Genomic DNA, 26,476 nt, shown 5'->3' with positions numbered 1-26,476 from the left:
GCGGGGGTGTATGGGGGCGCACGAGCAGTCGGGGGGGCGGGGCCTGGGGCGCCCCCGTTGCACGGGGACCCGGAGTGGTATGTCGCCCGGGCCGAATCCCCACTCCACGGGCTCCGGTAGGGCCTCAGTACTGGCGGGACTGCTTCCAGAAGACGTAGCCGCCCCAGGCCGTCGCGACCAGGTAGGCGCGGTAGGCGTCCATGATGAGCCGCGGGCCGTACGGCGAGGTGAAGCTGTTGGACTCGCGCACCCAGCTGCCGCGCGCGCCGGCGTCCGAGATGTCCTCCATGTGCAGCAGGCCCGTTCCCTGCTCCCGGATGGCGACCTGGCCCCAGCCGTTGGGCGTGATGCCGATGGCCGGCTGCGAGTCGGTGAGGACGCCGTCGAGGATCGAACGCCCGTACCACTGCTGGGACTGGTAGTTCGCGCGGATGACGTTCACCCGGTTGTCCGTGCCCCGGTAGGCCAGCAGGATGTGGTTGTTGTTGGGGCTGAAGGCCAGTGACGGCGAGGAGTCGCTGGTGGCGCCGAAGGTGCGGAGCGGGACGTCCCAGTAGTTGCCCGGGATGTTGAAGGTCATGCCCCAGATCTCGTTGCTGTTGGCACCGTGGTAGGCCATGTACACGTTGTTGTGGGGCAGGGCGACGGCGGCCACGGGGCGGCCGTCGTTCGTCCGGGCGTCGTTCCCGACCTGGCGCCAGTCGCCGATCTGCAGGTACCGCTGGCCGTTGTTCCCCACGTTCACCCGGAGGATGCTGAAGAAGATGAACCCGTTCGTGCCGGTGTGGAACAGCATGAACTGGGTCCCGCCCACGTAGACGACCTGCGGGCTGGCGTTGGTCTGGCCGGCGAGCGTCATCGGCCGCCCGTGGTCGAGCGACAGGTACATGTTGGCGTTGTCGGCCCCGCGCCACACCTGGATGAGGTCACTGTTGTCGGCGCGCGCCTCGCCCATGATGCCGCTCGCCGCGACGGGGACGTTGTCCTCGATCTCGTTGGCCCACCTGGTGCTCTCGCCGGGCGCCACGGCGTACGCCGAGGAGTTCGAGAACATCAGGACGGCGAGCGCGGTCGTCACGGTGACGGCGGCCAGGCGCCACTTGGTACGTATGGAGTTCATGGGGATTCCTCGGAGGATCGACCCGTGGGGACGGGGGAGTGGGGACGGGAGGCCGGGGCGATGGGCGTCCCGGCCGTCGAAACCACAGTGATCCACTCGGCGCATGCGCAGCATCAGTCATCTGACTGTCAACTGTTCAACAGTCATGAGTGGGAAGCATGGCCGCCGACGTCCCGCGGCACTGTCGGTCACAGCGGCGGGCGGATCCGGATAATCGCTGGTCACACCGTCCGTGGCGGGCTAGCCTCGCTGCTCGTGACTGACTGGTACAAGATCTGCTCCGACGCATGTGCGGTGCCCCCGGGCGGCGATCTGGACGAGCTCACCGCAGAACTGGCGGAGTGTCTGCGGGATCCGGACCCGGAGGTGCGCGACGGCTACCCGTACGTCGTGCTGCGGACCTGGATCGAGCGCGACGTCATCGACGGCGACCGGCGGCTCCGCCTGGGCGATGACATGGCGGCCCGCTTCGCGGCCGGTTCGCCGATTCAGGCCCGCACGTTCGCGCCGCTGGTCCTGGACATGATCGTCAGCCGCGGGGACCTCCGGCAGGAATGGCTGGACGCCTTCGTCCGCTGGTACCCGGCGGAGGGCGATCTGCGCGGCCACGACGCGCAGTTGGGCTGGCTGCACGCCGTGGCGCACGGCGCCGACCTGCTCGGTGCCCTCGGCCGCCACCGCGAGGTCGAACCGGTCGAGATGCTGGACCTCGCGACCGCGCGGCTCCTCGCGCCCACCGACCACCTGTACGCCGAACGGGAGGACGACCGGCTCGCCCGTGCGATCGCGCTGACCCTCACCAACCCGAAGCTCACCGCGGACCAGTCCGTCGCCTGGCTCGACGGCATCGGCGCCGACTTCCGGGCCGTGCCCCGGGGCACCACCCCGACGTACGTGTCCAACGCGCTGCGCACCCTGCGGATGCTCTACCTCCTCACCGACCTCGGCGTCCCGCCGCAGCCGGGGCAGCCGCGTCGCCAGGTCCCGCATCGCGACGCGGTCAAGCGGCGGCTCGTCGAAGTGCTGGCGGACGACGCGAAGTCCGTCGGCTGACAGCCCCGCGCCGCGAGCCGCCCGGCCTTCCGCGCCGTCGCCCGTGCTGCCCTCGCCCCGCTACCGGATCGTCTTCTCGACGATCGCGTGGTCGGGGAAGGCTTCCAAGCAGGAGGGCAGGCGCGTGCAGGGGGTCCGGAGAATGGCCGCGGCCGCCGACGCCGTTCTGGAACCGGGCGACGCCGACCGCGGCCACTCTCGCTACGGAGCGTCGGGCGTCACTTGCACAGGGTGGAGTCGACGAGAGCCAGGGCATCGGAGGGGCCCTGCTTGGTGGGCTCCCTGTCGGAGGTGACGGCAACCGTGACGGCATGGCCGTCATCGGCGACGCCGGTGCGCGACATGTACCCGGGGATGTCACCGCCGTGCCCCCACATCAGACCGCCGCAACTCAGCGGCGTGCTGATCACTCCCAGCCCGTACCGGGCACCGGTCCACAATCCGCGGGGGACCTCGACGGTGGTCCGCATCTGGGCGAGCTCTGCGGGCTCCAGGAGCTTGCCGCCGAAGAGGGCGGAGAAGAATCGGTTCAGATCGCTCGGGGTGGCGATCACCTGCCCGGCGGCCCAGGCCCAGGAGGGGTCCAACTCGGTGACGTTGTCCAACGGCCCCCCGGGCTGCGCGAAGTAGCCCTGGGGGTGTGCCTCCCGGATGCTCTCGTCGCCCGCACCGGGGAAGTAGGTGTGGCGCAGTCCGATGCGTTCGATGATCCGGTGGGTGATCTGCTCGGCCAGCGGACGGCCGGTGACCTTCTCGACGATCAGGCCGGCCAGGATGTAGTTGGTGTTGCTGTACATCCAGCTGGTCCCGGGGGCGAACACCGCCTTGTGCGCCAGCGCCAGGTCGATCAGGGTGCGGGGCTGGAGGTAGGTGTGGCGCTCCGCGCCGACGAAGTCGCCCAGGTAGTCGACGTAGTCGGGCAGTCCGCTGGTGTGCTGCAGCAGCTGACGTACCGTGATGTTGCGGCCGTCGATGCCCTCGCCGCGGACCAGGTTCGGCAGGTACTGCTCGACCGGGGCGTCGAGGGCGACCTTGCCTTCGCCGACCAGTTGCAGGACGACCGTGGCGGTGAACGTCTTGGTGTTGCTCCCCGCCCGTACCTGTCCGTCGACCGGCACCTTCTTCCCGGTGCTCAAGTCTGCGACGCCAGTGGCGTAGTTGCGGGTGCGCCCGTCGCGGCCGAGGTCGGAGGCCAGGGCGGCGGGGTACTTGTCGTCGTGCACCAGGCGCTCCAGGCCTTGCCGCACGGCCTCACCGGGGTTGCGGGGCTGCGCCGCGGACGCGGGCAGAGCGCCTCCCACGGCCAGACCGGTGGCGGCAATGACCACCATCATCGCGATCCCTCGCCGCGGCCCGGACGACGAAGTGCGGGCACGTCGAAACGAGTGAGAACGATCGGTCATGGGGGGAACCCTCCTTGTGCACCCTGCCGGGTGCATCGGTAATTCGTATGCCCCCAGCCTGGGCGTTCGAGATCCACCGATCCATCCGGGCAGCAGGCCCATGGGTGAGGGGGATAACCCCCGGTCGGGACCTGATGGACCTCCTTTTCGGGTCCAGCTGTGGAAGGCCTCGGTGGTCCTGGCCGCACTTCGCGCCGGCGGTTGGCGGGAGGATTTAAATATGATCCTGCCGCCGACGTCAACGCGCCTGGTGTGTCGGATAGTTGTGGTACGTTCCGTGACCTAACCACAAATAGGTGACCCCGGCAGCGCGCCAACGCTCCGGGGTCCGGCAACAGGAGCGAACCTCCCGATGCGCGTCCATCGTAGCGCCCACGTGCGCGATTTCACCGTGCTGCCCAACACCATGCTGCAGTACCGGCGGCTGTCCTACACCGCTCGCGGTCTGCTCGCCGATCTCCTCTCCCGCCCGGACGGCTGGCGCGAGGACGGCCGGCACATGGCCGACACCAGCCCCCAGGGGCGCAGCGCCATTCGCAAGGCGCTGAAGGAGCTGGCCGCGGCGGGCTTCTACCGGGTCGAGAAGATCCGGTTGCCCGACGGCACGATCATCACCGAGACCCACGTCCACGACACCCCGCAGCCGATGCCGCCGGGTGCCAACCGTCCGGCCCCCGGCGAAGGGACCACCGGCGGAGCTGACGCCCTGGTAAAGAACCCGGTGAAAGAACCCTCCCTCCCCTCCCTCCCCTCCCTGCAGTCCCGAGAGCCCGGCGCCGCCCCGGGGACGGCGAGGGGGGAGGGGGACTCCGAAGAGGACGCGCCGGACGAACAGCTCCGTGAGGCGGTCGCCACCCTGTTCCGGGTCATCCGCCCCGAACCGCGCCTGCGCCTGGGCGAGGCCGAAGCACGTGAACTCGCGCCCCTGGTCGCCCAGTGGCTGGAGCGCGGCAGCACGGCCGCCGACCTCGCCCGGGCCCTGCTGCCGGGCCTGCCCGCCCCCGTGCACTCGGCGGTCGCGGTGCTCCGCTACCGCCTGGAGCGCAAGATGCCGCCCGCCCGGGCCGCTGCACGGCCCGCAGCGGCCCGCTACGCCGAGTGCGGCCAGTGCCACGACCCGGTGGTCCGACCCGGCATCTGTCGCGCGTGTGCGGGCCTCGTCAGCCGCCCTGCGGGCGACCGCAGCACGACGGGAATCGCCGCCGCAGGAGCAGCGCGGGTCCGGGCCGCGCTCGATGCCGCCAGAGCCGCCGCACGGGCACCGGCCGCCGTCGCGGCCAGGTGAAACGCCGGCCGGTTCCGGACGGGGCGGAACCGGTATTCGGGCCGTGCGGGCCGGGCACTCGTCGGGCGACTTCTGGGCTGGCATCCGGGTGAAATGGGGCGGAGTCGCCTGGCGCGAATGGAAGCCGGGTACGACGCTGCCAGAATGCAATTTCCCTGAAGGCCACCTGCACAGGCGGTGCCGCCGGACAGCTGGAGCAGAACATGCGAATCATTCGACCACGCAACAGTCCGGAAGAAGCGGCCCGTGGAGGTGCGGGGCGTTTTCCGTGGACGCTGATGTACCACTCGGTGGCGTCGACGAGTGAGGATCCCTATCTGATTACCGTCGACCCTGCGCGCTTTCGCCGCCAGCTGCGCTGGCTGTCCGCCCGCGGGCTGCGCGGGGTGTCGGTCGGCACCCTGATGCGCTCGCACCGGGGCGGCAGCGCGGCGGGCATGGTGGGGCTGAGTTTCGACGACGGGTACCGCGACTTCGTGGAGGAGGCCATGCCCGCGCTGGCCGAGTACGGCTTCACGGCGACGGTCTACGTCGTGGCCGACCGGCTGGGCGGATACAACGACTGGGACCAGCAGGGTCCGCGCAAGCCGCTGATGACGGCGTGCCAGGTCCACGAGGCCGCCGCCGCCGGGCTGGAGATCGGCTCGCACGGGCTGACGCACCGGCGGCTGGCGGGCCTGGGCGCGCGGGAGCTGGCGGCCCAGGTCGCCGACAGCCGTCGCGTGCTGGAGGACCTGACGGGGCAGGAGGTCGAAGGGTTCTGCTACCCGTACGGTTCGCTCGACGCGGCCGCGGTGGAGGCGGTGGCGCAAGCCGGCTACGGGTACGGGTGCGCGGTCAGCCCCGGGGTCCACAGCGGGGTGTACGCGCTTCCCCGCTGCTACGTCGGTGACCGGGACGGGCCGCTGCACCTGGCCGCGAAGCTGGTGCGCGACCGCTGGCGGCGCTGACGGCCGGCCAGGATCTGTCGGCGACGAAAACCTGCCGGGCACCGCGGAGGGCGGTGCCCGGCAGGTCGGTGGTCGGGAGGCGGTGGCGGAAGGTCAGTGGGAGGTGGCGGCGGGTTCCAGGTGCAGCCAGGACTCGTGCCACAGCAGGGCGCAGCGGCGGTCGCAGCCGGTGGCGAGCGGCTCGCCGCCGCAGCGCAGGCCGTTGAGGATGAACCAGCGGCCCTTGGCGGGGTGCTGCCACCAGGCGAGGGAGCGGTGGCGCAGTTCGGTGGCGCTGTGGCGGGTGTCGGCGTGGAGCTCCATGCCCGGCTGGAAGGGGACGCCGTCCAGCCGCCCGTCGGGGTCGAGGGTGGCGTGGATCTCCGGGAGGCTGCGCACGGTCGCCCAGAGGGTGGCGGGCCGGGCGGCGGGGACCGGCGCGGGGGCGGGCTCCAGCCATTCGTCGCGGAACAGCAGGGCGCAGTCCAGCCCGCAGCCCTGGGCCCCGTCGGCGCCGTGGCAGGTGGCGCCGGCCAGGGCGACGGTGCCGGACAGGCGCCGAACGCGGTAGTGGTCGTCGATCATGCGGCGCACGATGCGTTCGACCTGGTAGACGCCGCCGCAGAACGACCACTGGCTGCGGGTGAACCACAGGCCGCGGTGACGGTCCTTGGCGTCGAGGGTGGCGCGCACCGTGGCCTCGTCCTTCACCCGGACCCAGTCCCCCTCGGTGAAGCGGGAGGGCCGGCCGGGCGTCGGGACGGCGGCGCGGCGCTCACGCAGGCCTTCGCGGACGATCCGGGCGCGGCGCACGACACCGAGCGGGGGAAGGTCGCGCAGGGGGAGGCTCTTGTACTGGCACCGGTTCGCAGCGGTTCCGCAGCGCAGCTCCGTGGTGCGGGTGAACCGTGATTCCTCGACGGCCATCAGTGAAATCCCATCGGGTCGGAGATATCGGCACAGGCTAGCGCACAGCGACTTTTCCGCGCTGGCCCGCCGGACCCTGTCGACACCATGTCGAGAGAAATAGCACTAGACGCATTAAGGGTCTTATGGAGTGAAAGATCGGCGTCGCCGAGGAATCCCCGTTCATGTGCGTGTAATGTTTCCCTCGTTGCCGCGGTGGAGTGGCTGAGTGGCGAGGCGACGGCTTGCAGGGCCGTTTAGATGGGTTCGATTCCTATCTCCACCTCTTCTTTCTGGCGATTTCGTTTCTGGCGATTTCGCCCGTATTTCATGGCCCGTGGATTGTCCGGGTTCGCGCTCTGATTCATGCGGAGGGTGCACCCGTCTTCTTCCGCGGGCGTGCCGGCTGCCAGTTGCCGGGCGCTGGTTGCCGGGCATGTCGGTGCCGTCCCCTAGGCTCTCGGTGACTTGAGAGACAGCGAAGGGGACGGCCGTGGAAGACCCGACGGGTATCGCAGCGTTGGCCGAGATCCTCCCCGCAGATCCCGGCGTCGATGAGCAGGTCGACTGGGCGGCGGCCGAGGCGCGTTGGGGCACGCGGCTTCCGCAGGACTACAAGGCCTTCATGTCGGTGTACGGGGGTGGTTCCTTCAACGATGTCTGCGTTCTGATGCCGCTCCCCAAGGAGTACATCCAGTGGGACCCTGGCACCTTCGAGGAGGAGACGGAGAACGCCCGCTACACCTGGGAGATGGTGGACGGCCAGGAAGGCCTCGACATCGACCCGGACCACATCCTCGCCTGGGGGGTCACCTCGGGCCCGGACATCCTGTGCTGGCTGACCACCGACCCGGACCCCGACAAGTGGCCCGTCCTGGTCTGCGGCCGCCACACCCGCGACGACTTCACCCTGTTCCCGTGCGGCATGGTCGAGTTCCTCCGTAAGCTGCTCCTCGACGAGTTCGACCCCTACCCGCTCAGCATCGACCTGCGCGACGCCTCACTCCGCTATGTGCACTGGTTCGAGCAGCAGCGCCAGTGGAAGGCCGGCCTCGACCCCGACAGTGGAGAGCCGCGGACGACGACCTTCTGAAACGGTGGCGGCGGGCAGTGGGAAGTGGGCGGATCGTGGGCTCCGGGGGAAGGTGTTGCGTAGCGCGGCCTACACTCTCCCGTTGTGGAAGCCGTGGAGTCAGTGATCCGCCCGGCGGTACCGGCCGACCTGGACGCCGTGGCCGAGATCTTCGCGCACTACGTCCGCCACACCGTGGTCACCTTCGAGGAGGCCCCGCCGCCGGCGGCCGCCTGGCACCAGCGGTTCGAGGACCTGGCCGGCCAGGGTCTGCCGTTCCTGGTCGCCGAACTGTCCGGTGAGGTCGTGGGCTATGCCTACGCGGCCCCCTGGCGTCCCAAGCCCGCCTATCGGCACACCGTCGAGAACTCGATCTACCTCGCTCCCGACCGGACGGGCCGGGGCCTCGGCGGTGCCCTGTTGGACGCCCTGCTGGCCGCCTGCGCCCAGACCCAGGTGCGCCAGGTGATCGCCGTCATCGCCGACGCCGGCACCGATGCCTCCGTCGCGCTGCACCGCCGTTTCGGCTTCACCGACGTGGGCCGGTTGGCCGCCATCGGCTACAAGCACGGCCGCTGGGTCGACACCGTGCTGATGCAACGATCGGTCGGCCGTGCGCTGGACGGCGAACACCCGGACCGAACGCGGGTTTGACCGGCAGGCGGCGCAGATGTGCCCGCTCGTCGCGTCGTTGTGGCGGCAGGGCCGGCCACCGCGCCGAGGATCCGTACACGGCGGGTGGCCGGTGGTGCCGGGCGGTGGTGTGACTGGTGTGGCTGTGTGTCAGCTGGTCAGGATGGCGGTGACCTTGTCGAGGACGTCGGGGTTCGTCAGGAAGTCGTTGTGCTTGAGGCCGGCCGTCTCGATGTTGGTGGCGCCGTTCAGCCTGGTGCTGGTGGTGGGGGAGATCTGCTCGTCCTTGGGGGACCAGAAGGTCGTGTACCGGGTGGGGCCCGGGGTCTCGGTGTCCTGGTTGAGGTGGCTGATGACCCACGAGTTGGGCGTCATGTCCTTGCATCCCTGGTCCCAGAGGGCACAGAGGTAGCCGAGGGAGGTGCCGTGGTTGGGGCCGGCCAGGGAGATCCAGTTCGCGACCTTCTGGTTGCCGCCGTCGAACTTGATGTACCAGCGGCTCGGCAGGCTGCCCAGGCTGTGGGCGACGATGTTCACCTTGTCCGCGCCCGTCTGGCTCAGCACGTTGTCGACGTACCGGGTCAGTTCGCCGGCCAGGACCTCGTTGGTCGACCGGGAGGTGTCGTAGCCCCAGGCGAAGGCCGGGACGTCCTTCGAACGGAGGCCGGTCATCAGGGTGCCCCAGACTCCGGGGTCCGCGTTGCGGCCGTGGATGAGGATGACGGGGATGTGTGCGCTGTCCGCGTGGGCCGGGACGGCGGCCACCGGTCCGGTCAGCAGGGCCGCGGTTATGGCGGCGGTCAGGGCGGTTGCGGCGGCGGTGGGGCGACGCATGTGTGCTCCGGGGTTCGTCGGCGGATGGACGGCACGGATCGCGGGGGCGCCCGCAGGACGGCGGGTGCCCCCGTGTCGCGCCAAGCGCATCATCGGTGACGGGGTGCCGAATCGGCGGAGAGCGTTCGACCTTCACTCGATCGGGTGAATTGCGGGCGCGGGTCGCACTCGTTCGAGGACCGTCCTCGATCAGCGGCCACCCACCGACGACGATCACCCCACCGGACGGCTGACCTGTTGGAGCTCGTTCGGCCTGGGCGGTGCGCGGGTGGTCAGGTCCTGGGGGTCGGGTGGAGCCAGTGCGGTCCTGTGGTCCAGCCCAGGAGGCGGCGGCCGGCGTCCGCGTCCGCGGCGCCGCCTCGGGCGGCCTGGCGCAGGCCGGCCAGGGCGGGGGCGAGACGGGCCGCGACGTGGGCGGGGTGGCGGGTGGCTTCCCCGTGCAGTCCGGCGATGACCCGGGCCTGAGCGGCGGGCTCGCACAGGGAGAGGTGGAACACCAGCTGACGCCACGCGTACGCCACGTCCTTGATGGTGGACAGCGGCCGCGGGTTGTCGTGGATCCGGGCCGTCGCGCGGCACACAGCGGTGAAGCTGCGCCAGGCCAGGTCGTCCCAGCCCGGCTCGGGGCTGATGCCGACCCGGGTGACCAGGGTCGCCAGGTTGTGGGTGGTGAGGATCTGGGCCTGCTCGATGATCTTCCCGTTGGACGCGATCGACCATCCTCCGGACACCTCGGCGCGCTGCGCGCACAGCTCGGTGAACCCGGGGGAGGAGCGGGGGCGTCGGCCTCGCGCCGGGGTCTTGCCCGCTTTACCCGCCTTGCTCGCCTTGTTTGCCCTGCCCGCCTTGTCTGCCTCGCCCGACTCGGCGGTCGCGAGGGCGTGGACGGCCGCGTAGTCGATGGCGTAGTAGCGCTCGTACAGCGTGCCGCCGAGCAGTTCCGCGGCGGCCCGGGCCGCCGCCAGGTACTTCGGGGTGAAGGTGCCCGTGAAGATGTCCGCTGCCAGTTCCTCCACGAACGGCGCGTCGAGTTCGGCCTGCCGGGCGAGCACGCCGAGTTCGCGCACCAGCGCGTTCGGCAGGAGCGTGCCGGGGAACGCCTGCACGGCCAGTTCGCCGAGCCGGCGCAGCGCGGTACGCGCGGGTGCGCGGCCGTCCTCGCCGACGCGGTGTCCGGCCACCGCCCGTACCCAGGGCAGTTCGTCGACCCGCACCTGCCCGGTGAGGTCGCTCAGGAGCAGCGAGCGGCGGTGGCGGAACGCCCGGTAGTTCGCCGCCATCAGGGTGCGCAGCGCCTCGTCCGGGTAGGACTGGGCGCCGACCACGGCGACGAGCTGCGGGACCAGTTCGGCCAGGACCTCGGCCGAGGGCACCATGCCGCGCTCCACGAGCGTGTCGATCGGGGCGCTGAGCGCGGCTTCCACCACCTGTCGGATCGCTGCGGGCACCGGGGTGCCTGCGGGGAGACGGGTGGTGTGGGCGGCAGAGGTCCCGCGCGCCTCGTGCGCCTCGCGCGCCGAGACGTCGGCGACCAGCGGGGCCACGTCGGTCACGCCCGTCTCCTGGGGCAGCCCGGAGAGGCGGCGCAGCACCAGCTGGGCGAGGTCGTGGTGCGAGGGCCGGGCCCCCTGCACGGCCTGGCGGGTGCGCAGTTCGGTGTGCCGGTCGGAGCCCGGTCGGCCGCGTCGGCGCACCATGGATGCCACCGCGTGCCGCAGCAGTCCGAGACGGCGCGCGTCCAGCGGCCGGCCCGCGGCGGTCTCCGCCAGGGCGCCGCGCAGGATGCCGAGGTTCTCCTTCGGGTCGCGGTGCTTGGTGCAGCGGGTGTGGGCCGCGGCGAGTTCCTCGTAGCGGCGGAGCAGCATCGCGCCGCGCTCCGTCCAGGTGCTGTCGGGCGTGCGCTCCAGCACCCGGTCGGCCTCGGCGGTCTCCAGCCAGTGGGCCAGCAGTTGGTCGCCGAAGGGCTGCCAGACGGTGAGCGCCTCGCGCTGCGCTTCCACGGCGGCGTTCGGCCGCCGGCCCGTGAGGGTCGTGACGGCGTCGCCGACCGTGCGCCGGTGCACCGACTCGGCGTCCGGCGCGGGCAGCGCGGACGGTCGGGGAGTGAAGCGCAGCCGGTCGGCGAACGGCTCCAGGGCGTCGACGAGTTCGAGCGCGCCGGCCGCGTCCCCGGCCCGTACCAGCCACGCCACCGTCAGCAGCGCCGCCTCCTCGGGCACGGCGGCTTCGTAGCGGCCGCTGTCGAGCAGGTCGTACAGCCGGGACAGGCCGGGCTCGGTGAGGCAGTACGCGAAGAGTGCCCCGCGCTCGGCCGCGACCCCGGCCAGGGCCGCGGCCTCGCGCTCGTACGGCTGGAGCGGGCCCTCGGCGCTCGCGGCGGACGTGGCGAAGCCGCCCCGTACGACCTCCGGCGTCACCCAGGCGGGCAGTCCGGCCACCGGGGTGCGCGAGCCGATGGCCAGCCGGCCGTCGGCGATCCCGGCGAGCACGGCGCGCCAGCGGGCGACCCGGGCCTCGGCGCTGCGCCGGGTCTCGGCGCCGGGGTGGTCGTCGGTGCGGGAGTCGGTGTTGTCGTCGGAGTGGGCCGTCGAGGTCAGGAACGCGCGGGCCAGGGTCAGTTGGCGCTGCGGGTAGTGCGCGGATATCGCGGCCCCGGTGGGGTGCTGCTGGTCAGCGTCATCGTCCATAGGCCGACGTGGCAGGTGCCGCCCCTGCGCCCTCCGGGTCCAGAGCCCGGTGCTCTGCTGCTGAGCTACACGTCGATGGGCGTGAGCCTATGTGTCAGGTCGGCGGCCGTGCAATGCACTTTCGCCGCCTCCGCCGGGCTCGCGGCGTAGCCTGGCGCTTCGGGTGTCCGACGGGGGGAGTCGCCGTGTCGATCGAGTTCGTTCGCCGCCTGGACGGTCTGGTGTACCACTTCCGGCCGGACGGCGTGTTCAACGGCAGGCCGTCGTACCGGCGGGTGGACCTGGACGTGTGGTGCCGGTGGCTGCCGGAGCGGGGCTGGTGCACCGTCGGCGCCGACGGGGCCGCCAACTCCGGGCCGCTGGCGGGGCGGACGGACGACCAGGAGCCGCTGCCTCCACTCGGCCCTTGGCGCAGTTGGAAGGCCGGCAAGTCGTACCTCTACGATCTGCGCCGCGTCGACGATCCGGGCGGTAGCGGTACCGCTGGCACTGATGGCACTGATGGCACTGATGGGACTGCTGGCGGCGCCGGCGTTACTGCTTGACAGGGTGCGTCATACTGTAACGCGCATCCCAGCAGCTCGGAGCACCACATGCACCCCTTCCTCGACCACCCCGGGCCGCTCGCCTTCGCGCACCGGGGCGGTGACCTCGGCCACCCCGAGAACTCGCTCGCCGCCTTCGCGGCCGCCGTCGCCCTCGGGTACCGCTACCTCGAAACGGACGTGCACGCCACCCGCGACGGCGTGCTGGTGGCCTTTCACGACACCCGCCTCGACCGGGTCACCGACCGCACCGGGGCGGTGGCCGAACTGCCCTGGGACACCGTCAGGCAGGCCCGGATCGGCGGCAGCGAGCCCGTGCCGCTGCTGGAGGACCTGCTCGACGCGTTCCCCCGGGCCCGCTTCAACGTCGACGTCAAGGCGGCGGCCGCCGTCGGGCCGCTGGTCGAGACGATCCGCCGGACCGGCGCCTGGGACCGGGTCTGCGTCGGCGGCTTCTCCGACAGCCGCCTCGCCGCCGTCCGCGCCGCCGCGGGCCCCCGGCTGGCCACCTCGCTCGGCCCGCGCGAGGTGGCCCGGCTGCGGCTGCGTTCGCTGGCCGGGCCGCTGCTGAGGGGGCGTGGGTCGCGGGACGGGGCGCGGTCCGGGGCGCCGTTCGCCGGGGTGTGCGCGCAGGTGCCCGAGCGGCACCGGGGCGTCCGGGTCGTCGACCGGGCCTTCGTGCGCGCCGCCCACCACCTCGGCCTCCAGGTTCACGTCTGGACTGTGGACGATCCCACACGGATCAGGGCTCTCCTCGGCCTCGGTGTGGATGGCATCATGGCCGATCGCATAGACGTCCTGCGGGACGTCCTCGGCGAGCGCGGCTGCTGGAGCGACGGCAGCACCGGCTCCAGCACGGTGATGGGATCCCCATGACGAGCACCACGGACAACCTGCCGGACCGCCTCCCGGACGATCTGCCGGACGGCCCGCCGGAGCGCGCGGCCGCCGCCGACGACAGCGCCCTGCGCCGGATACGGTTCGGCTGGTACATCAACGACTGGGCCAACGCCGCCTTCTCGGCCACCGTCCTGACGGTGTTCCTCGGCCCGTACCTGACGACCGTCGCCAAGAACGCCGCCGACGCGGCCGGCGACGTGCACCCGCTCGGACTGACGGTGCGCGCCGGGTCGTTCTTCCCGTACACGGTCTCCTTCTCCGTGCTGCTCTCGGTCGCGGCGATGCTGCTGACCGGCACGGTCGCGGACCGCACCGGGCGGCACAAGGAGCTGATGTGCGGCTTCGCCTACGTCGGCGCGGTCGCCACGATGGGGATGTTCCTCCTCGACGGCGACCGCTACCTCCTCGGCGGCGCACTGCTGGTGGTCGCCAACATCGCGTACGCGGTGTCGGTCGCCCTCTCCTACGCCTACCTCCCCGGCCTGGCCACCCCCGACGAGCGCGACGCGGTCTCCTCCAAGGGCTGGGCCTACGGCTACGCGGGCGGCGGACTGCTGCTGATCGCCAACCTGGCGCTGTTCCAGGGCCACGACGCGCTCGGCCTGTCCTCCGGCACCGCCGTGCGGATCTGTCTGGCCTCGGCCGGCCTGTGGTGGGCGTTGTTCACGATCGTCCCGATGCTGCGACTGCCCTCCCGGGCGGGCGCGGCCCCCGGCCGTACCCCGGTCGTGTCCGGCCCTGCCCCGGCTGCGCCGGACCGACCCACCGCCACGCCGGACCGGCCCGCCGCCGGCAGCCTGCGTGAACTCGCCCGCACCCTGCGCGGGATGCGTCAGTACCCGCTCACGCTGCTCTACCTGGGCGCCTTCCTCTGCTACAACGACGGCATCCAGACCGTCGTCTCCCAGGCCTCGCTCTACGGCAGCGAGGAACTCGGCATGGACCAGACCTCGCTGGTCGCCGCCGTGCTCCTGGTCCAGATCGTGGCGATCGGCGGCGCGCTGCTCCTCGGCCGGATCGCCCGCCGCTACGGCGCCAAGCGGACCGTCCTCGGATCCCTGGTCGGCTGGGTGGCCACCCTCGCCCTCGGGTACCTGATGCCCGCCCACCAGCCCGTCTGGTTCTTCGCCCTGGCCTGCATGATCGGGCTGGTGCTCGGCGGCAGCCAGGCGCTCTCCCGCTCGCTGTTCTCCCACCTCATCCCGGCGGGCCGGGAAGCCGAGTACTTCAGCGTCTACAAGGTCAGTGACCGCGGCACCAGTTGGATGGGCCCGCTGGTCTTCGGCCTCGCCTACCAGATCACCGGCAGCTACCGCTCGGCGATCATCTCCCTGCTGGTGTTCTTCCTCATCGGCTTCGTCCTCCTGCTGAAGGTCCCCGTCCGTCGCGCCATCGAGGCCGTCGGCAACCCCGTCCCCGAACGGCTCTGACGCCCCGGCCGGCGGCGCTCACCCGGTCGCCGTGGAGGGTTCACGAGCCGGGGAAGAGCCGGCCGAGGTGGTAGTGCAGGACCGCCACCGCGTCGTCCGCCGTCCGCTGGCCGAGGAGGACGCTCAGGCCCAGGCCGGCGGAGACCGCCAGGAGGACGACGGCCTCCTGGCGGGCGTCCGTGCGCGGATCGGTGTCCCCGGCCTGCCGGGCGGCGGTCAACTGGCCGACCAGGAAGTCCTCCATCTCGTTGGGCGCCGCGAGGAACGACTGCCCGGCGAGCGCGGGGTCGGTGATGGAGAGCACCGCGTACTCGGTGTAGACGAGGTGGAAGGTCCGGCTCTCCTCGTCCGTCGGCACGGACTCCAGCAGGACCGCCTCGACGATGTCGCGCGGTGAGGCCGAGGGCCCGGCCGCCGCCCCGGCGCGGTCGCGGACCCGTTCCGGGGTCTGTTCCTGGGCCCGTTCCTGGATCCGCTCCTGGATCCGTTCCTGGACCCGCTCCTGGATTCGCTCGCCCATCCGTGCGGCCAGGCGGGTGAGCGCCGCGAGCAGCAGCTGCTCCTTGGTGTCGAAGTAGTACTGCACGAGCCGCACCGAGACACCCGCCTCGATCGCGACGGACCGCATGGTGACGGCGTGCAGCCCGGTGTCCGCCGCCGTGCGCAGCAGGGCGTCGATGATGTGGGCCCGCCGCTCCTCGTGATCCACCAGCTTCGGCATCGGGTTCCTTCCAGACGTTTTTATGGTACAAACATACCATCAAGTGCTGCTGTTTCGTGCATTCCGAGCACCGGGAGGGACCATGACCAGGACCAGCGTCGGACACTTCGTCAGCGAGAAAGCCCGAACGAAGTTCCTTGAGGCCTACGACCGCGCGATGGAGCTGTGGCCGGCCCCCCGCCGGGAACTCGATGTCGAAACCAGCTACGGCACCGTCCACGTCCACCACTACGGACCCGAGACCGGCGAACCGATCGTGCTGCTGCACGGCCACGCCGGACACCCGTCCAACTGGTACCCGCAGATCGCCGCCCTGGGCGAACACCACCCGGTCTACGCGATCGACACGCTCGACGACCCCGGCCGCAGCGTCCAACGCGCTGTCGCGGCCGGCTCCGAGGAGAACGCGGCCTGGCTCGGCGAGGTCTTCGCCGGCCTCGGACTCGACCGCATCCACCTGGTCGGCCTCTCCTACGGCGGCTGGCTGACCCTCAACCAGGCCATCCACGCACCCGAACGCCTCGCGTCGATCGCACCGATGGACCCCGGCGGCATCGAGAAGGTCCCCGCCCGGTTCTACGCCCACATGATCGGCGGCCTGTTCGGCATGCTCGCCCCGCGCCCGCTGCGCCCCGCGCTCGGGCGTCTGCTCGCCAACCCCGCACTCAGCTCGCCGCCCGAGATGATCGCCCCCCTGATGCTCGGCATGCGCAGCTACAAGCCGAACACCCGCCCCGCCGCCAGGCCGTTCACCGACGAGGAACTGAGCTCCATCCGCCTGCCCACCCTCGTCCTGCTGGGCAGGCGCAGCGCCCTGCTCCGCCCGCGCCACGTCCTCCAGCGGGTCACCGCGCTGATCCCGGGAGTCCGGGCCGAGATCGTGCAACGAGCCGGCCACGGCCTCAACCTCGAACGCCCCGACCTGGTCAACGAACACCTGCTGCAGTTCATCACCTCCTCCCGGCAGGAAACCCGGAGCTGACCGGCGGCCTCCACCGCCGGGTTGGTGCGTGACGGCGGGCCGTCGCGGCTGAGCCCGCGAGTCCTTTCGCGGGCTCACCTGGGCGAGTTGCCCGAGGTGAGCGACGCCGTACGCGAGTTGCTCACCCGCTGACACACGCCGCGAAAGCCGCAGGACCCGCAGGATCTGCAGGACTCGCAGAAGGGCTGCCCTCGTCGGGGCGGCCCTTCTGCTTGTGGGAGGGGTCTGAGCACGGTGTTCGCCGACCTGCGGCCGTGGCCGGGGGGAGGCGGGGTCGCCCGGGCGGTCTGCTGCTTGTCGTGTGGGTCGGCGAGGGCTGCTCCGCTACCGGCGTGGGCCGTAGCTCCAGTAGTGGTCCGGGTAGTTTCCGCACGGGTACTGCATCAGTGGGGCGCGCGGGGCGGTGCTGCCGTAGGAGACGGCGAGACACTGGTGGCTGTTGCCGTTGACGAGGCGGATGCCTTTCGGCCACTTCTCGATTCTCCAGGACTGCCCGGGGTCGCTGCTGCACGCGGACTGGATCACCTGGGCGGCGGCTTCGGTGCTGGAGTCCTTGACGGAGAGGCACAGGGCACTGTTGTAGCTGACGAGCCGGTAGTAGGTGTTGCCTTCGGCGTCCGTGAAGGTCTTCTGGCTCTCCCAGAAGTGGTCGGGGTAGTCCCCGCAGGGGAACTGCTGGGCTTCCTGGCCTTCCTCCCGGGTGCCGCCGGATGTGGACACGCACTGCAGGCTGTTGCCGTTCTTGATCGCGACGGGCCCCGTCGGCGGGACCATCGGGGCGCCGCCGAGGCGGTCGGGCGTCCAGGGTTCCGTCGTCGGCGGCGGTGCGGCGCTGGGCGGCGGCGAGGACTTCATGGGCGTGCGGTTCCCGTCCGAAGGGGAGGGGGCGACGGATTCCGGCGGGGTGCTGGATCCCACGGTGGGGGTCGGCGTGCCGGCCGGTGCGGGTACCAGCGGCGCGATCCCCGGTCCGGCGGTCCGAGGGTCGGCCGGTGAGGCGGGCGGCGGGGCGGTCGGTGGGACGGCGGGTGAGGCGGTCGGTGAGATGGGCGGTGAGGCGGTCGGCGGCGTACTGGGTGCCGACGGCGGGGGGCTGTCCCCCGCCGGTGCCGAGGGGGCTGCGCCCGCGCCGGCCGCCCGGGCGAGCGCGTCGACGGGGGCGGGCGCCGCGCCCAGCCGTATGCCCACCAGCACCCCGGCCAACACCAGTGCCACGGCCAGGAGTGCCGCCGTCGCCCCCATGGCCGCACCGGTCCGGGCCGTACGCCGCCGCGCGTCGGAGGGCTCTCCCCGCAGTGGCCCCACGAGTGGCGGTCCGATGACCGTGGGGCCGATGACCGCGGGGCCGGCGGGCGGGGGGCCGAGCGTGAGCGGGCTGGTCGGCGGATTGTCCGGGGCCCGGACCAGTTCGCCGCGGACAATCCCGGACCCGGCCGCGGTGGGCCGGACCATCCGGCTCACCTCCCGGCACTGGTCGGCCAGTGCCTCCCGCACCTCCACGAGGTCGGCTTCCAAGCGGCGCAGCACCGGCAGGTGCGCCTGGACCCCGCCGTCCACCACCAGCTCCGCTCCCGGCTGCTGACCACCGTCCTCCTGGATCCGTGCCCGCTCCTGGTCGACCAGGAGTCCGACGGTGTCCTCCTCCCAGCCCGCCGTCTGCTGCGCCTGGCGCGCGTCCTCCCTGATGCGCCGCACCTCGGCCAGGCAACGCGTCGCCTCCCGCAGCCGGGAGCGTCGCGACTGCGCCGCGTACCCGCCGTCCGAAACCGGTCCGCCGGGATCCTCCCCGTCCTCGGTGCCGGCGCTCAGCTCACCCCGCAGTTCGGCCACGATCGCCACCAGCACGCGGATCAGTTCCTCGGCCTGGGCCACGCCCGCCTCGGCCTGGCGCTGCGCCTGCCGGGCCCGTTCCAGGGCCTGCCGCGCGGCCGACCGCCCTTCCGCGGGCGAGGGGGCCGTCCCGGCCGCCGCCCGGCCGGCCTGCTCGTGCAGGGCGCGGGCGCGGACGAGCAACACCGCTCGGGCCTGCGGGTCCACCGGGCAGTCGTGGACCAGCCGTTCGAGCAGGTGCCACGGAATGTCCTTCTCCGCGGAGCGGTACTCGCTCCAGCTGGTCTTGCCGGCCGGGTACCGCTGAGCGAGCTCGCGGACCGTGGCCCCGCCCGTCACCTCCCGTACGAACCGGGCCAGGGCGTTCGCCTGTTCCGTCTCTCCCTTGAGCTGTCCTTGCGGTCGTCCAGCACTACCCACCGTGCCTCCTGTCCTGTCCGACCCTTTGTCCGGTCCTGTCCGGCGGCCGAAGCGGGATTGTCCGCCGCTCACCTGGGCCGTATCGGTTTTTTGTTGATGGACAATCAAATAAGCCCGCACGGTGGAGTCTCCATCGGATCTTCGGACACTTCAAGGTCCCGTGACGCGGCTCCCCACGGCGGCGTTCCGGGCCGGGACCCGAAGACGGAGCCGGGGGCCGACGGCACCACCGCCACGAACGGGGAACGTGGCGACACCGGTGGAGCGGTCCCTCGTATCCCATCGCACCGAAACGCAGCCGGACCGGGATCCGTCCCGCCCCGGGGCGTTCATACTTCAGGAGGAAGACCATGAAGACTCGACGCATCCTCACCACCCTGCTGCTCGCGGGGACGATGGCCACCGCGACGCTGGCCGTGTCGCCCGCCGCGCAGGCCGCGCCGAACAACCCGAACTGCCTCGGCGCCAGGGCCTTCTGCCTCTGGTACAACGCCAACCAGAGCGGCTCGGTGGCCGGTTGGGACCTGAGCACCGGGTTCAAGGGCTTCGACAACCTCGCGAACGCCGGCGCGTTCCTGACGGCCGGCCCCGGGCAGGGCACCGCGGTGAAGAACAACGCGGCCTCCGCCACCTACCAGTACCCGGGCCACTGCAACGGCAGCGTCCAGGTGTTCTACAACGAGAACTGGTCCGGGCCCTCGGACCTCATCGTGGCCTGCGGCAACGCCAACCTGGTGAAGACGAAGAACGAGGACGCCTCGTTCCTCGTCAACGGCTGACCGCAGCAGCACCCCGCCGGGCCGTCCGACTGGTCGGACGGCCCGGCGGCGCAGAGATTCGAGGCCACGTCACCATGAACGCACCACGGCTCGCCGCCCCGCTCGTAGCTGTCGTCACCTGCTGCCTGTTGCTCGCCTCCTGCTCCACTTCCACGAGCGGAGGGGGCGCCGCCGGTACGCCGTCCGCCTCCGCCGCCGGCACGTCGGAGGCCGTACCCGGGGTCACACCCGAGGCCACATCTGGAGTCACACCTGAGGTCACATCCGGTGCCACACCCGGGGCAGCCACCGACGGCCCCGCCGTCATCTCCCTGCCGCTGGACCCGTACTTCCTCCCGCCCGCCGACGAGGCCCGGCTGCACACCGCCCTGGACCGACTGGTCGCCGACTGCCTGCGAAGCGTCGGCCTCCAACCGCCCGCCCCGGCCGGCGTCCAGGCCCCCCTACTGGGCCGGTACGAACGGCGCTACGGTCTGACCAGCGCCACCGGCGCCCGCACCGTCGGCTACCACCTGCCCGACCACCCGGCCCCGACGCAGGCACCGCTCTCCCCGGCACAGATGAAGGCGCTCACCGGCCCGCAGGGCTGCCAGGAGTCCGCCGCGCGGCGGATCACCGGCACCACCGGCTACCCGGGAGACGCCTACGTGGTCCGGTCGGCCAACCAGGAGTCCTTCGAGCAGTCGGCGAAGGCGCCGGAGGTCGTGGCCGTCGTCACCGCGTGGTCCCGATGCATGAAGCGGGCGGGGTACGACTACGCGACGCCGCTGCAGACCGGCACCTGGCCGTCCGAACGAGCCACCGGCGAGGAACGGACGACCGCCCTCGCGGACGTCGCCTGCAAACAGGAGACCGGGCTCGTCCGGATCTGGAACGAGGCCGAGACCGTCGTCCAGCGCACCCTGATCCAGCAGAACGCCACCGCGTTCGACGGGGTTCTGGCCGAACGGCGGCGCATGCTCAGGGAAGCGGACGCCGTCCTCGGCCGCCCCGAACCCGGACCGTAGCGTCGCTGCCGCCGTCGCTGCCGTTTTCGACCGCACTCGGCGGAAACGCGGTGTCGCGTTTCCGCCAGTGCCGGCGTCCAGCTCGCGAGAGAGTCGGCGACGGTTCGTGTTCCTGATCGCGGACCTGTTCGTCCGGTATTTCTCGAAAGGCACAGCGCATGCACGTCGTCCCCGGGCTCAAGGTCCTGTACTTCGGAACTCCGGTGGTGCTGATCAGCTCACTCAACGAGGACGGCACGGCGAACCTCGCGCCGATGTCCTCGGTCTGGTGGCTGGGCCAGTCCTGCATGCTCGGGCTCGGCAACAACGGTCAGACCACCGCGAACCTGCTGCGGGAAGGCGAGTGCGTGCTCAACCTGCCCTCGTCGGCGATGGTCGACGCCGTCGACCGGATCGCGCTCACCACCGGGAAGCCGGTCGTGGCGGACTACAAGGCGAAGCAGGGCTACCGGTACGAGCCGGACAAGTTCTCGGTCGCGCAGCTGACCGAGCAGGCGTCGGACCTGGTCCGGCCCCCCAGGGTCGCGGAGTGCCCGGTGCAGCTGGAGTGCAAGGTCATCTCGGCCCACCCCTTCGGCGGCCCCGAGCCGCACGCCACCGCCTTCGAGGTCGAGGTCCTTCGCGCCCATGTCGAGGAGAGCCTCGTCATCCCCGGGACGCACTACGTGGACCCGCTCGGCTGGGACCCGCTGATCATGAAGTTCTGCGAGTTCTTCGGCGGGGGAGGCAACGTTCACCCGTCGAGGCTCGCCGAGAGCTGGAACATGCCGCACCAGCTCCAGTCGACGACCGTCTGAACTGCTCTTTCGTTCGCCCTCCTACCAGAGGGTGGCCGGCCCCGCGAGGACCCAGCCGGCGTCGGTGGGCTTGACCCAGAAGCTCAATGACACCTCGATGATCCGCGCGCGGTAGGTGAACTCGACGTAGAAGCCGGTGCCCTCGTGGCCCCAGTGGAAGTCCGCGAGATCGAGTTCGCGGAGCCAGGACGAGTCTCGTTCCCACGCGTCGGTAGCAGGGCTGGCGCTCGCCTCGTTCTCGTCGGCGTTCTCGTTCTCGTCCGCGTCGGCGTTCGCCTTGACCGAGCCGGTCCACAGCGACTTGAGCACATGCCGGACCGAGGTGTGATCAACGAGTTCTTCGGCCTCGGGGATCCGGCCCGCTCGAAGCAGACTGAAGTAGCGACGGACGACCGCTTCGACGTCCGCTTTGGCAGGGCGCTCCGTCCAGATCTTCACCGTGGGATCTTAAGGGAGCGCCTTGCGGATCCCGCTCGCAGCACGGGAAGTCGGCCGGTCCGACTTCCCGTGCTGCGAAAGCCCCGTGCGCCGCCCGCGGTTCTTGGCGCCGCTTCAGCGCGCCGGCCCGATCCCCTCCGGGAGGGCGGCCACCACGAGGGCGACGGCTTCCTCCGGCGTCTCGGTGCGTGCGAGCAACTCGCCGTCTTTCCGCACCCCGTACAGCCCCTCGTCGTACGGGCAGATGACGAACCCGGTCCGCGCCTCCCCTTTCCAGAACTCCTCGACACTGGTGGAGAACCAGAGGTTGAAGTGGCTGTTGACCGGCATCAGCCGCCGGAGCACCGGTTGGGCGTACGCCGCCGCCAGCAGCGCGTGGACGCGCGGGTGCCGGTGCCACCTGGTGACCGTTTCTTGACGATCACCACTGCCATGGCCTCGGCGATGACGGGCGCCTTCGTGACAGGTGGGCTACCGATTGCGACGGTTGTCCTCCCAGTCGTCGAACCAGCGGAGCCAGATGGGCGTGCCGACCCCGCGGTGCCACTGGTCGCGTGCGGCCTTCTCCAGCTCCGGGGTCGTCAGACCCTCCTCGTGTTCCAGCCAGTCGATGTACCACTCACCGAAGCCGGCCGGTCGTCCCGCATCCGTCAGCAGCGGGTTGAGGCGCTCGCACGTCGGCCGCCCGTCGAACCACATACTGCCGCGGTCTGGACCGCTGACGATGAGCAGGGTGCTGAAGTTGTGGCCATGGCCCGCCAGAAACACACCGCCCGTGACCCGGTCCCGCTCCGCCGCCTCCACGGCCTCGTTCCGGGCGTCCCGGGCGGCCTCGAAGTCGGCAGGGTCGGCGTAATCCTCTTCCCGTACGAACTTCTCCCACACCTCGTCACTCGCCGCCAGCGCGGTGTCGTGATCGGGGAACGGCACGTGCAGCCGCTCCAGTTGGGTGTCCGGGTCCTCAGTCCAGTGCCACCCGTGGGGTCCCCGACGCAATTCCCTGGGCCACCGTCCACCCGCACTCACCCGTAGCAGGAACTCCCGGTAGTCCGCCGGAAACGTGATCCCGAACTGCCGCTCCGCCTCCACCACCTGGATCTCGGTCAGCGGCGCAGCCAGCTCAGCCCCCGCCCCGCTCCACCCCTGCTCCTCGCGCACCGCGCATGTCCGCTCCCGGACGCCGTCCCAGTCAATGCTCCGCATGATCGGCCAGGATATGACCTTGGTGTTCCAAGGGACCTGGCGGCAGGGGGGCGCCACTGAAGGTGTGATCCAGGTGGTGAGGGATGCTGTGACCTGAATCAGTGCAGATACAGGGAGGTCACAGGTGACGACCCCGCCGTGGTGGGAAGAACTGATCGGCGTCAGCGAGGCCCTGGCGGATGCTGACCGTGCCGACGTCGGCCGAGTTCACTCCGGAGCAGAGTCGGCGGGTACTGGAACTCTTGGAACGTGGGCCCGGAGTGCCGTGCCTACTGCCGTTTCTGGAATGACTTCACAGGTGTCGACACACCTGGCTGGATGCGTTGAGCTGTTGGGTGGTCGTGCTCGGAGCCGGGTGGCTGAGACGGTGACGGTGTGAAGCCGAGCTGTTATCGATACGTCGGACGAGGCCGTCGAGTTGGTCGGTCGGTGGTGCAGGCGGGGGTATGTGTGAGTCGGGACTCGGGGGCGGGGTGTGACCAAGGACGAGGGTGTGGGCTGTCGGCCCCCTGGTGAAGGGGGCCGACAGCCCGTGCCGGGTGGCCTGGTTCTACTGCCCGAGGACTCGGGTCGCGTCCTGGGCGGCGAGGGCGAGGGCCTCGTCGAGGGCTTCGGTGTTACGTCCGCCGGCGTTGGCGACGGGGCCCTTGCCGCCGGCTCCGCCGCCGCCGACGGCGCGGGCGGCGGCGGTGAGGAGTCGGCTGGCCGGGAGGCCGGTGTCGTGGAGGCTGCGGGTGATGGCGGCGGCGAGGAGGGCCTTGCCGTTGTGCTCGGTGCCGAGGACGACGACGGCGTGGTTGCCGGTGAGGACGTCGGCGGTGTTGGTGGCCAGCGTGCGGAGTTCGTCGGGGCCGAGGCCGGTGACCTTCTCGGTGACGATCCGGCCGCCGGGGACGGTGCGGGCGGAGGCGGCGAGTTGCTGGGCGCGGGTGCGTAGCTCGGCGTCGCGGAGGCGGGCGAGTTCCTGTTGGGCGGTGGTGAGGGCTTCGAGGCGCTTGCGGAGGGTGTCGGGGGCGTCCTGGGGGCGGGTGCCGAGGAGGGTGGAGAGTTCTTCGAGGAGGCGGCGTTCGGTGTCGTGGTAGGTGAGGGCGTCGCGGCCGGTGAGGGCTTCGATGCGGCGCAGGTTGGAGCCGATGGAGGCTTCGCCGAGGATCCGGACGGGTCCGGCGTTGGAGCCGTGGGGGACGTGGGTGCCGCCGCAGAGTTCGCGGGAGAAGTCGCCGATGTCGACGATGCGGACGTGGTCGCCGTACTTCTCGCCGAAGAGGGCGGTGGCTCCGGCGGCCTCGGCTTCGGAGCGGGTGGCGTGCCAGATGCGGACTTCGGGGTCGTCGAGGAGGTGGTCGTTGACGAGGGCCTGGATGGTGGCGAGCTGGGTGGGGTCGACGGCGGAGAAGTGGGCGAAGTCGAAGCGCAGGCGGCCGGCGTCGACGAGGGAGCCGTGCTGGCGGGCGTGGTCGCCGAGGGTGCGGCGGAGCACGGCGTGCAGGACGTGGGTGGCGGAGTGGGAGCGGGCGACGGCGTCGCGGCGCGGGCCGTTGACGACGGCTTCGGCCTGCTCGCCGGTGCGGATCTCGCCTTCGCGGATGCGGACGGTGTGGACGTGGAAGCCCTCCAGGCCGAGCCTGGTGTCCAGCACCTCCAGGAGCGCGCCGTCGGTGGTGCGGATGGTGCCGGTGTCGCCGACCTGGCCGCCGGACTCGGCGTAGAACGGGCTGCGGTCCAGGACGAGTTCGAGCGTGCTGCCCTGGTCGGCGCCGGGCACGACGGTGCCGTCGGAGATGAGGCCGAGGACGGTGGCCTCGGTGTCGAGGCGGTCGTAGCCGGTGAAGTCGGTGCGGCCGTGGCGGGAGGACAGTTCGCGGTAGGTGTCCTGTCGGCGCAGGGCCTCGGCGGTCCTGGCCTTGCCGCCGGCCTTGGCACGCTTCTGCTGTTCGGCGAGCAGGGTGGTGAAGCGGTCCTCGTCGACGGTGAGGCCGGCGTCGCGGGCGGCCTCGATGGTGAGCTCGACGGGGAAGCCGTAGGTGTCGTGCAGTTCGAAGGCGGTCTCGCCGGTGAGCGTGGTGGAGCGGCTGTCGCGGTTGCGGGTGATGGCGGCGTTGAGGAGCCGGGTGCCCTGGGTGAGGGTGCGGGTGAAGGATTCCTCCTCGGCGGTGACGACCTGCTCGATCAGGCTGGCCTGGTGGGTGAGTTCGGGCCAGATGTCGCCGAGGTTGGTGATGACGCTGGTGGTGGCCGGGGCGAGGACGGGCTGGTCGATGCCGAGCATGCGGGCGTGGCGGATCGCGCGGCGCATCAGGCGGCGCAGGACGTAGCCGCGGCCGTCCTTGGCGGGCAGCACGCCGTCCGCGATCAGGTAGGCGATGGAGCGGGCGTGCTCGGTGACGACCTGGAAGGAGACCTTCTCCTCGCCGTCGGAGCCGCTGCCGGGGTAGTCGCGGCCGGCGAGTTCCTGGACGGTGGTGAGAGTGGGCAGCAGCAGGTCGGTGCCGCAGACGTTCTCGGCGTCCTGGAGGATGGCGGCGAGGCGGTCGAGGCCGAGGCCGGTGTCGATGCTCTGCTGGGCGAGGTCGCCGAGGATCGGGAAGGTGCCGTTGTCGTCGTCCTCGCCGCGCATGGACTGCATGAAGACGAGGTTCCAGATCTCGACGTAGCGTTCGCCGTCGACGGCCGGGCCGCCTTCGCGGCCGAAGGCCGGGCCCCGGTCGTAGTTGAGTTCGGAGGAGGGGCCGCAGGGGCCGGGGACGCCCATGTCCCAGAAGTTGTCCGCGCCGAGGCGCTGGATGCGCTCGGCGGGGACGCCGATCCTGCGCCAGAGCTGTTCGGCCTCGTCGTCGTCCTGGTGGACGGTGATCCAGAGGCGGTCCTTCTCCAGGTGGTAGCCCTGGGTGAGGAGTTCCCAGGCGTAGGCGATGGCGTCGGCCTTGAAGTAGTCGCCGAAGGAGAAGTTGCCCATCATCTCGAAGAACGTGGCGTGCCGGTTGGTGCGGCCGACGTTGTCGATGTCGGAGGTGCGGGCGCACTTCTGGATGGTGGTGGCGCGGGGGTACTCCGGGGTGGCCTTGCCCAGGAAGTAGGGCTTGAACTGGTTCATGCCGGCGTTGGCCAGCAGCAGGGTCGGGTCGGAGGGGATGAGCGGGCTGGACGGGACGTGGCGGTGGCCGCGCGAGGTGAAGAAGTCCAGGAAGGTGGAGCGGATCTGCGTCGAGCGCATGGCGGTAGGGCCCTCACGGAAGATTCGTGGAGAGGTGGGGGGTGATCACACGCCGAGCCGGGCCGAGAACGAGGACTGAGTGGTTCTCAGTTCTCCAGCTCGGCGCAGATAGCTCGCGCCCCCACGGTGTAGACCATGACTCCGGTTCCGGTATCCATCGCTCTGAGGTGGCGCAGCCGACAACGGCGCAACGGCGCGCTGCGACTGCGCTGCCAACGGTAGCGGCTCCGGGGGTGTGTTCGCTCGGAGTTGTTCCTCGAACCAGAACCGAGACCACGAGACGACGGT

22 protein-coding genes, 2 tRNA genes and 1 pseudogene are annotated in these 26,476 nt (G+C 71.3%); 13 read left to right on the top strand and 12 right to left on the bottom strand.

Annotated elements, in window-relative coordinates; translation table 11 throughout:
- Positions 1-124: 124 nt before the first annotated feature.
- On the bottom strand, positions 125-1,120 hold the full coding sequence (locus ACFVTF_RS27395; protein ID WP_331744827.1) for a hypothetical protein: 996 nt from the start codon (positions 1,118-1,120) through the stop codon (positions 125-127).
- A gap of 255 nt (positions 1,121-1,375) precedes the next feature.
- On the opposite strand from ACFVTF_RS27395, the gene ACFVTF_RS27390 reads away from it, so the two are divergent.
- Positions 1,376-2,173, top strand: a complete 798-nt coding sequence (locus ACFVTF_RS27390) for a DUF2785 domain-containing protein (RefSeq protein ID WP_387817104.1) — start codon at positions 1,376-1,378, stop codon at positions 2,171-2,173.
- A 218-nt stretch (positions 2,174-2,391) separates the two neighbouring features.
- On the opposite strand, the gene ACFVTF_RS27385 is transcribed toward ACFVTF_RS27390, so the two are convergent.
- Positions 2,392-3,507: a serine hydrolase domain-containing protein gene (locus ACFVTF_RS27385; RefSeq protein ID WP_387817103.1), complete on the bottom strand. Its 1,116-nt coding sequence runs from the start codon at positions 3,505-3,507 to the stop codon at positions 2,392-2,394.
- A 421-nt stretch (positions 3,508-3,928) separates the two neighbouring features.
- Between ACFVTF_RS27385 and ACFVTF_RS27380 the strand changes: the two genes are divergently transcribed.
- Together ACFVTF_RS27380 and ACFVTF_RS27375 are read left to right on the top strand one after the other, a co-directional pair.
- Positions 3,929-4,861 (top strand): hypothetical protein, encoded by a 933-nt coding sequence (locus ACFVTF_RS27380; RefSeq protein ID WP_387817102.1) that lies wholly within the window; start codon positions 3,929-3,931, stop codon positions 4,859-4,861.
- A 290-nt stretch (positions 4,862-5,151) separates the two neighbouring features.
- Complete coding sequence (locus ACFVTF_RS27375; RefSeq protein WP_387817101.1) at positions 5,152-5,811, top strand: polysaccharide deacetylase family protein; 660 nt, start codon at positions 5,152-5,154, stop codon at positions 5,809-5,811.
- Between the two features lie 93 nt (positions 5,812-5,904).
- Here the strand turns inward: ACFVTF_RS27375 and ACFVTF_RS27370 are convergent, their stop codons facing one another.
- Entirely contained in the window at positions 5,905-6,717 is an 813-nt protein-coding gene (locus tag ACFVTF_RS27370) for a hypothetical protein (RefSeq protein WP_387817100.1), read from the bottom strand.
- Positions 6,718-6,911: 194 nt separating this feature from the next.
- Here ACFVTF_RS27370 and ACFVTF_RS27365 point away from each other — a divergent pair.
- From ACFVTF_RS27365 to ACFVTF_RS27355, 3 genes are all read left to right on the top strand, one after another.
- A tRNA-Cys gene (locus ACFVTF_RS27365) sits at positions 6,912-6,982 on the top strand.
- Positions 6,983-7,189: 207 nt separating this feature from the next.
- Positions 7,190-7,789 carry an SMI1/KNR4 family protein gene (locus tag ACFVTF_RS27360; protein ID WP_387817099.1) on the top strand — a complete coding sequence of 200 codons (600 nt, stop codon included), beginning with the start codon at positions 7,190-7,192 and terminating at the stop codon, positions 7,787-7,789.
- An 84-nt stretch (positions 7,790-7,873) separates the two neighbouring features.
- The gene (locus tag ACFVTF_RS27355) at positions 7,874-8,422 is read left to right on the top strand and encodes a GNAT family N-acetyltransferase (protein WP_387817098.1); all 549 of its coding nucleotides are present in this window, start codon (positions 7,874-7,876) and stop codon (positions 8,420-8,422) included.
- A 129-nt stretch (positions 8,423-8,551) separates the two neighbouring features.
- Here the strand turns inward: ACFVTF_RS27355 and ACFVTF_RS27350 are convergent, their stop codons facing one another.
- The 3 genes from ACFVTF_RS27350 to ACFVTF_RS27340 form a co-directional block, all read right to left on the bottom strand.
- Entirely contained in the window at positions 8,552-9,235 is a 684-nt protein-coding gene (locus tag ACFVTF_RS27350; RefSeq protein ID WP_387817096.1) for an esterase/lipase family protein, read from the bottom strand.
- A gap of 272 nt (positions 9,236-9,507) precedes the next feature.
- The gene (locus ACFVTF_RS27345) at positions 9,508-11,922 is read right to left on the bottom strand and encodes a hypothetical protein (RefSeq protein ID WP_387817095.1); all 2,415 of its coding nucleotides are present in this window, start codon (positions 11,920-11,922) and stop codon (positions 9,508-9,510) included.
- A gap of 3 nt (positions 11,923-11,925) precedes the next feature.
- Positions 11,926-11,997: transfer RNA gene (locus tag ACFVTF_RS27340), tRNA-Gln, on the bottom strand.
- A 110-nt stretch (positions 11,998-12,107) separates the two neighbouring features.
- Between ACFVTF_RS27340 and ACFVTF_RS27335 the strand changes: the two genes are divergently transcribed.
- The 3 genes from ACFVTF_RS27335 to ACFVTF_RS27325 are packed head-to-tail and all read left to right on the top strand — an operon-like array spanning position 12,108 to position 14,797.
- Positions 12,108-12,467, top strand: a complete 360-nt coding sequence (locus ACFVTF_RS27335) for a hypothetical protein (RefSeq protein WP_387817094.1) — start codon at positions 12,108-12,110, stop codon at positions 12,465-12,467.
- Between the two features lie 48 nt (positions 12,468-12,515).
- Entirely contained in the window at positions 12,516-13,343 is an 828-nt protein-coding gene (locus ACFVTF_RS27330) for a glycerophosphodiester phosphodiesterase (RefSeq protein ID WP_387817093.1), read from the top strand.
- Entirely contained in the window at positions 13,340-14,797 is a 1,458-nt protein-coding gene (locus tag ACFVTF_RS27325; RefSeq protein WP_387817092.1) for an MFS transporter, read from the top strand. The genes ACFVTF_RS27330 and ACFVTF_RS27325 overlap by 4 nt, the downstream gene beginning before the upstream one ends.
- A 40-nt stretch (positions 14,798-14,837) precedes the next feature.
- Here the strand turns inward: ACFVTF_RS27325 and ACFVTF_RS27320 are convergent, their stop codons facing one another.
- The gene (locus tag ACFVTF_RS27320) at positions 14,838-15,518 is read right to left on the bottom strand and encodes a TetR/AcrR family transcriptional regulator (RefSeq protein ID WP_387817091.1); all 681 of its coding nucleotides are present in this window, start codon (positions 15,516-15,518) and stop codon (positions 14,838-14,840) included.
- An 82-nt stretch (positions 15,519-15,600) separates the two neighbouring features.
- Between ACFVTF_RS27320 and ACFVTF_RS27315 the strand changes: the two genes are divergently transcribed.
- Positions 15,601-16,500: an alpha/beta fold hydrolase gene (locus ACFVTF_RS27315; RefSeq protein ID WP_363622745.1), complete on the top strand. Its 900-nt coding sequence runs from the start codon at positions 15,601-15,603 to the stop codon at positions 16,498-16,500.
- A 324-nt stretch (positions 16,501-16,824) separates the two neighbouring features.
- Here the strand turns inward: ACFVTF_RS27315 and ACFVTF_RS27310 are convergent, their stop codons facing one another.
- On the bottom strand, positions 16,825-18,750 hold the full coding sequence (locus ACFVTF_RS27310) for an RICIN domain-containing protein (RefSeq protein WP_387817090.1): 1,926 nt from the start codon (positions 18,748-18,750) through the stop codon (positions 16,825-16,827).
- A gap of 350 nt (positions 18,751-19,100) precedes the next feature.
- Between ACFVTF_RS27310 and ACFVTF_RS27305 the strand changes: the two genes are divergently transcribed.
- The 3 genes from ACFVTF_RS27305 (at position 19,101) to ACFVTF_RS27295 (ending at position 21,333) form a co-directional block, all read left to right on the top strand.
- Positions 19,101-19,529 (top strand): hypothetical protein, encoded by a 429-nt coding sequence (locus ACFVTF_RS27305; protein WP_387817089.1) that lies wholly within the window; start codon positions 19,101-19,103, stop codon positions 19,527-19,529.
- A gap of 74 nt (positions 19,530-19,603) precedes the next feature.
- The gene (locus tag ACFVTF_RS27300) at positions 19,604-20,536 is read left to right on the top strand and encodes a hypothetical protein (RefSeq protein WP_387817088.1); all 933 of its coding nucleotides are present in this window, start codon (positions 19,604-19,606) and stop codon (positions 20,534-20,536) included.
- Between the two features lie 158 nt (positions 20,537-20,694).
- Positions 20,695-21,333: a flavin reductase family protein gene (locus ACFVTF_RS27295; protein WP_387817087.1), complete on the top strand. Its 639-nt coding sequence runs from the start codon at positions 20,695-20,697 to the stop codon at positions 21,331-21,333.
- 21 nt (positions 21,334-21,354) lie between these two features.
- Here the strand turns inward: ACFVTF_RS27295 and ACFVTF_RS27290 are convergent, their stop codons facing one another.
- The 4 genes and pseudogenes from ACFVTF_RS27290 to alaS all read right to left on the bottom strand — a co-directional run bounded on the left by ACFVTF_RS27290 (position 21,355) and on the right by alaS (position 26,188).
- Positions 21,355-21,771 (bottom strand): hypothetical protein, encoded by a 417-nt coding sequence (locus tag ACFVTF_RS27290; RefSeq protein ID WP_387817086.1) that lies wholly within the window; start codon positions 21,769-21,771, stop codon positions 21,355-21,357.
- A gap of 114 nt (positions 21,772-21,885) precedes the next feature.
- Positions 21,886-22,152: pseudogene (locus ACFVTF_RS27285) on the bottom strand (DUF6193 family natural product biosynthesis protein); the annotation flags it as partial.
- Positions 22,153-22,242: 90 nt separating this feature from the next.
- The gene (locus ACFVTF_RS27280) at positions 22,243-22,974 is read right to left on the bottom strand and encodes an SMI1/KNR4 family protein (protein ID WP_387817085.1); all 732 of its coding nucleotides are present in this window, start codon (positions 22,972-22,974) and stop codon (positions 22,243-22,245) included.
- Between the two features lie 550 nt (positions 22,975-23,524).
- A complete protein-coding gene (alaS, locus tag ACFVTF_RS27275; RefSeq protein ID WP_387817084.1) occupies positions 23,525-26,188 on the bottom strand; it encodes an alanine--tRNA ligase in 2,664 nt (887 codons plus the stop codon).
- Positions 26,189-26,476 lie beyond the last annotated feature (288 nt).

Origin of the sequence: Kitasatospora sp. NPDC057940, from assembly GCF_042887425.1 — a bacterium.
GTDB lineage: Bacteria > Actinomycetota > Actinomycetes > Streptomycetales > Streptomycetaceae > Kitasatospora.
This window is presented reverse-complemented; position numbering and strand designations above follow the sequence as displayed.

Coding starts and splice junctions, on each gene's coding strand:
- ACFVTF_RS27385 (WP_387817103.1), bottom strand. CDS start 3,507: ATGATGGTGGTCATTGCCGCCACCGGTCTGGCCGTGGGAGGCGCTCTG.
- ACFVTF_RS27295 (WP_387817087.1), top strand. CDS start 20,695: ATGCACGTCGTCCCCGGGCTCAAGGTCCTGTACTTCGGAACTCCGGTG.
- ACFVTF_RS27280 (WP_387817085.1), bottom strand. CDS start 22,974: ATGCGGAGCATTGACTGGGACGGCGTCCGGGAGCGGACATGCGCGGTG.
- ACFVTF_RS27325 (WP_387817092.1), top strand. CDS start 13,340: ATGACGAGCACCACGGACAACCTGCCGGACCGCCTCCCGGACGATCTG.
- alaS (WP_387817084.1), bottom strand. CDS start 26,188: ATGCGCTCGACGCAGATCCGCTCCACCTTCCTGGACTTCTTCACCTCG.
- ACFVTF_RS27315 (WP_363622745.1), top strand. CDS start 15,601: ATGACCAGGACCAGCGTCGGACACTTCGTCAGCGAGAAAGCCCGAACG.
- ACFVTF_RS27320 (WP_387817091.1), bottom strand. CDS start 15,518: ATGCCGAAGCTGGTGGATCACGAGGAGCGGCGGGCCCACATCATCGAC.
- ACFVTF_RS27305 (WP_387817089.1), top strand. CDS start 19,101: ATGAAGACTCGACGCATCCTCACCACCCTGCTGCTCGCGGGGACGATG.
- ACFVTF_RS27350 (WP_387817096.1), bottom strand. CDS start 9,235: ATGCGTCGCCCCACCGCCGCCGCAACCGCCCTGACCGCCGCCATAACC.
- ACFVTF_RS27380 (WP_387817102.1), top strand. CDS start 3,929: ATGCGCGTCCATCGTAGCGCCCACGTGCGCGATTTCACCGTGCTGCCC.
- ACFVTF_RS27330 (WP_387817093.1), top strand. CDS start 12,516: ATGCACCCCTTCCTCGACCACCCCGGGCCGCTCGCCTTCGCGCACCGG.
- ACFVTF_RS27370 (WP_387817100.1), bottom strand. CDS start 6,717: ATGGCCGTCGAGGAATCACGGTTCACCCGCACCACGGAGCTGCGCTGC.
- ACFVTF_RS27300 (WP_387817088.1), top strand. CDS start 19,604: ATGAACGCACCACGGCTCGCCGCCCCGCTCGTAGCTGTCGTCACCTGC.
- ACFVTF_RS27345 (WP_387817095.1), bottom strand. CDS start 11,922: ATGGACGATGACGCTGACCAGCAGCACCCCACCGGGGCCGCGATATCC.
- ACFVTF_RS27395 (WP_331744827.1), bottom strand. CDS start 1,120: ATGAACTCCATACGTACCAAGTGGCGCCTGGCCGCCGTCACCGTGACG.